Source organism: Collinsella aerofaciens (assembly GCF_015556945.1).
Classification (GTDB): domain Bacteria; phylum Actinomycetota; class Coriobacteriia; order Coriobacteriales; family Coriobacteriaceae; genus Collinsella; species Collinsella aerofaciens_AO.
Map to the genome: position 1 here is coordinate 1 of NZ_JADNNH010000051.1, position 3,704 is coordinate 3,704.

Here is a 3,704-nt window from a genome sequence, read left to right on the forward strand (position 1 = left end):
CCGATCTGGAGCCCACTTCTCAAAACAAGGCAGGCACCCCGGCCCTCGTCCGTTAACTCTTCCGCTGGGCGAGCCTTAGACGCCGCGCACCGATAGGGTAAGGCAGCGGCTTGAAATTGGTGCTATATTCAGCTTGAGTTGTTTAATGCTAGTACGGGAGGCTGATATGGGGCTGTTCAAGAAGAAAAACCCGCAGGATGCCTTTGATCCCGATGTGTTTACCATCACGGATACGATTTTGGACCCGCCGCGGTTTACATTTTTGCCGGCCATCTACCAGGATGCCACGCGCCGCAAGTGGGCCGTGCATCAGCGCGGCGGCGAGCCGAAGATTTTTGACTATGCGGACGTGTTGCAGTGCGAAGTGGCCGAGGCGGGCGATCCGGAGGCCGAAGAAGCGGTCTCTAAACAGGAATTTGCCCAGCGTATCCTGGCAAATCCTGCCAAGGCAGCAAAAATAAATGCTGCCAAGCGTAATATGTGTCTTGGTATGGGCGTTGTTGTGGCGGTTCAGACGGGAAAAGACGAGGTTTCCAAATTAGAGATTCCCGTTATGACCGACGAGGTCAAACGCGATTCAAGTCTATATAAGTCGTATCGGAATGTCGCCGAGAAGATCAAGGCCGAATTTGATGCCATGGGAGGGCTGACCTAATTTTGGCGGCATACGTGTCTGAATGAGGAGTCTGTGCAATGGCAGGCGAATCTTATGCAATTCCCCCCAAAGATCGTGCTGTTGAGGGAATTCTTTGGTATATCCAGCACCATCAGCTTGCCGGCGGCGATCGCCTGCCGGCCGAGCGCGTGCTGTGCGAAGAGATTGGCGTTTCGCGTACGGCGTTGCGTGCCGGTATCACGCGGCTTATCTCGTGTGGAACGCTCGAGAGCCGTCGCGGATCGGGCACGTATGTGTGTCCTCCCAAGCCGCTGAATATCTTCCAGGAAACGTATAACTTTTCCGATGCTGTGCGGACTGCCGGCCTGCACCCCTCTTCTCGTCTGGTTTCCACCGGGACCATCGAGGCGGATGAGGCGCTTGCCGACAAGCTTGGGGTGGCTGTAGGCGCTCCCTTGCTCCGCATGCAGCGCGTTCGACTTATTGAGGGCGAGCCGGCGTCAATCGAGACCGCTCACGTTAACCTGTCCCTGTGCCCATCGCTTCCCGAGCACGATTTTGAGTGTGAGAGCCTTTACGATGTCTTGCTCAAAGAAGGTGGCGTGCGCGTTGAGCATGGACGTGAGCATATCTCCATCTCGCGTTTGAACGTCGAAGAGGCCGAGCTGCTCCAGCAAGAAGAGGGAACGCCGGTGTTCTATGAGAGCTCGATCGAATTTGATAAGGACATGCGTTTTGTGGAGCATTGCAAATCGGTGATTTTGCCCACAAAGTTCCGCTTTGCCGATAACGGCGAAAAGAACGGCATGAGGAGCGTGGCAGGTGAACAATGGCTGAAACAGTAGATGCCACCCCGGTTTATATGCGCATTCGACGCCGCATCGAGGAACGTATCGAGCGCGGTGCATATCCCACGGGTTCCATGATTCCGTCCGAAAAAGACCTCGCCGAGGAATTTGGTACGACACGCTTGACCATCCGAAGCGCTGTCGATGAGCTGGTTCGGCGCGGGCAGATTCGCCGTGTTCGGGGAAAAGGTGCCTTTGTGGCGCAGAAAGTACCTGCTTTTTTTGAACGCACGGTCGGTTTCCGTGAATCGGTCCGTGCTTCGGGCGGCGAGCCGTCCGTCCGTATTCTCGCGCGTTCCAAGCGTTATGCGGGGCCATATTACGCCGACCTGTTTGGCATCGCCGAGGACGACCTGCTCTATTCCGTTCGACGCCTGAACTGCATAAACGGTAGCCCCGTATCGATTGAGACGGCGCTGATTCCCTGCCTGCTGTTCCCAACCATCGAAGATATTGACGTGTCGGTCTTCAGTTTGTACGAGACCTATGAGATGCTGGGCCGAAAGCCAGTCATGGCACAGGAAAAGCTCGATATCGAAGCGCTGGGCGCACGAGATGCCGGCCTCCTTGGACTGGAACAGGGCGATCTTGCTTTGACGCTTGAGTGTGTGAGCTTCGATGCGAGCGGCCAGGCGATCGAGTACGTCAAGTCGTTTAACCGCGGTGATGCGGGTGGATATACCTATACGTACTAGCTGGTTTTTTGCATAACGGGCTGAAAAGTTGACGGAATTTTGATTCGTTGAGCAGACCGTATATACAACCTTACATGGCTCAAAATCGACCGTTCGCCGATGGGGATAAATTAATCGACAAAGAGGTATCAAAAAGCCGTAACCTGTAACTGTGATTGGCATCAAATACTAATGATTTGTTACGAGGTGAGACGATGAAGATGCTCGATTACGTTCAGCTTGCCCATGTGCGTATGGGGGAGAACCTCGAGCGTTCGTCTGAGCTGGTAGCGCAGCTCGTTGATATTTTCCAGTCCGGTTCTTTTGACGCGCTGCGCATCGTTGCTTCGGGTTCGTCGCGCCATGCTGCGGATTGCGCCCGCGATTACCTGCAAGATGCGCTGCAGATGCAGGTGTCCGTTGTGACGCCCGAGGCCTTCGTCGATTTTGAACACACCTATCCACAGCATGCGCTTAACATTGCCGTCTCGCAGAGCGGCTATTCAACCAATACGATTGCGGCGCTCGATTACATGCGCGCACACGATATGGCTGCAGTTGCGCTCACGGCAAACGTCGAGGCACCCATCAAGGAACACGCTGACATCGTTCTTGACTACGGTGTGGGCGTCGAGTCGGTGGACTTTGTGACTCTGGGCGTCGAGGTTCTCGTTGAGTACCTGGTGCTCTTTGGTATTTACGGCGGTCAGGCGCGCGGAACGATTGACGCCAAGGGCGTTGCCCAGCGTCTTGACGACCTGCGCGAGGCTATCCAGGCCAATGCCGTGATGTGCAAGACCGCCGAGGCATATGTCCAAGACCACATGCTCGAGCTTTCTGAGCACACGCCCGCTATGGTCGTCGGCAACGGCCCCAACTATGGTGTTGCCGAGGAGGCAGCGCTCAAGCTGAGCGAGACCATCAAGATTCCTGCCATGCATCACGAAGGCGAGGAGTTCGTCCACGGTCCCGAGATGCAGATCGTTCCGGGCTATCTGGTGTTTATTGTCGACGATCCGCAGGGGTCGGAGCGTCTTGCGAATATCGCCGATGCGCTATCGAACGTTACGACAAAAACGGTGCTGCTCACGGCCCATCCCAAGGGTGGGGCTCACGAGGTTGTGGTGCCTCAGGTGGCTCCGCTGCTCAGCGCAATTCCCAATCTCGTGTTCTTCCAGACGATTGCGGCAATAATCGCCGAGCGTCTGAAGTCATGGGACGTTCACCCGTATCTCGATGCTGTTTCCAAGCAAATGGAGGTCAAGGCAGAGGGCTACGAAGAGTCAGTCAATGCGCTTAAGGCCAAAGCGGCTGAGTGTTACGGAATGTAAGCGGGTTTTGATGCCCGTTGGCATGGGGGATGTGGAAACAACCCCAGAAAGGAGAGACAAATGAAGGAAACCGAGAAGATCGAGATCATGCATTTCGACCAGGAGGGCTATCTCGAGGACGGCAAGGCGCTCTACGAGACCGGCAAGAAGATGACCGCGCTCGCCGACAAGGTCGCCGACGAGGGCTACGACGCCGTGTTCCTGATGGGCGTCGGCGGCACCTGGGACGAGCTCA

General features: G+C 55.8%; 4 protein-coding genes. All 4 read left to right on the forward strand.

What is annotated here, in order from left to right; all coding sequences use genetic code 11:
• Positions 1-166 precede the first annotated feature (166 nt).
• The 4 genes from I2F59_RS09695 to I2F59_RS09710 all read left to right on the forward strand — a co-directional run bounded on the left by I2F59_RS09695 (position 167) and on the right by I2F59_RS09710 (position 3,469).
• Positions 167-655, forward strand: coding sequence for a hypothetical protein (locus I2F59_RS09695; RefSeq protein ID WP_195503999.1), 489 nt, complete (start codon positions 167-169; stop codon positions 653-655).
• 38 nt (positions 656-693) lie between these two features.
• Positions 694-1,461, forward strand: a complete 768-nt coding sequence (locus tag I2F59_RS09700; protein ID WP_195504000.1) for a GntR family transcriptional regulator — start codon at positions 694-696, stop codon at positions 1,459-1,461.
• The gene (locus I2F59_RS09705) at positions 1,446-2,159 is read left to right on the forward strand and encodes a GntR family transcriptional regulator (RefSeq protein ID WP_195504001.1); all 714 of its coding nucleotides are present in this window, start codon (positions 1,446-1,448) and stop codon (positions 2,157-2,159) included. Before I2F59_RS09700 ends, I2F59_RS09705 begins: the two co-directional genes overlap by 16 nt.
• A 194-nt stretch (positions 2,160-2,353) precedes the next feature.
• On the forward strand, positions 2,354-3,469 hold the full coding sequence (locus I2F59_RS09710) for an SIS domain-containing protein (RefSeq protein ID WP_195361938.1): 1,116 nt from the start codon (positions 2,354-2,356) through the stop codon (positions 3,467-3,469).
• Positions 3,470-3,704 lie beyond the last annotated feature (235 nt).